Source organism: Hoylesella timonensis S9-PR14 (genome assembly GCF_000762405.1).
GTDB lineage: Bacteria > Bacteroidota > Bacteroidia > Bacteroidales > Bacteroidaceae > Prevotella > Prevotella timonensis_A.
Map to the genome: position 1 here is coordinate 1 of NZ_JRPQ01000200.1, position 627 is coordinate 627.

Here is a 627-nt window from a genome sequence, read left to right on the forward strand (position 1 = left end):
TGCGCTTACAGCGCGCCAGTATGCTGGAATATCCATACCCAGGGTGTTACCCTGGGCTATATTCCGATTGGGCTTTCAGCCCGTCTTTGCGGCGTGCAAACCAGTCATACCTAATTGTGAGGGCAGATTCACCATCGTGGTGCCACCGCTCGTTTATTTTGAAATGATGTATCTTGTTGTTGAAAACAGCACAAATGAAAATAACAACGAAAGCAACAGAAAACACGAAAATGTGCGTGTGATAAAAAAGAAACCAAAGAAACGCAGGCGTTTTGACAATAAAAGCGAAAGGAAATGAAGTGCAACCCCTCTCCTACCTTTCGTCAAAAGTAAAAGATTGTAACGATGATTTTCTTCTTTTTAGGTAGGATTGGGACGTTCTTCCGTGAAATATTTTTTGCAATATTGTCTTTTTTCTTTTGCGTTTTTCGTTATTAAAAAATGAGCTGTCATGAATTTTCTCTGTTAATACGCAAAAAGCCGCAATAGGATGAATGTTCTGGACTTTGTGCAGTAGCAATAGTTACAAGCAAAGAAGTTGCGAAGCCCGTATAGAAATGATTGCCCAAGACATTATACAGCAATTGACGTTACGGGCAAAGGCGGGGCGAAGCCCCAAAAGGAATA

At 41.1% G+C, this 627-nt stretch carries 1 protein-coding gene; it reads left to right on the forward strand.

The window, feature by feature from the left end:
* Window positions 1–298 (forward strand): hypothetical protein (locus HMPREF9304_RS15045; RefSeq protein WP_036929329.1); only part of this gene is annotated, 298 nt, incomplete at its 5' end.
* Between the last annotated feature and the right edge of the window lie 329 nt (window positions 299–627).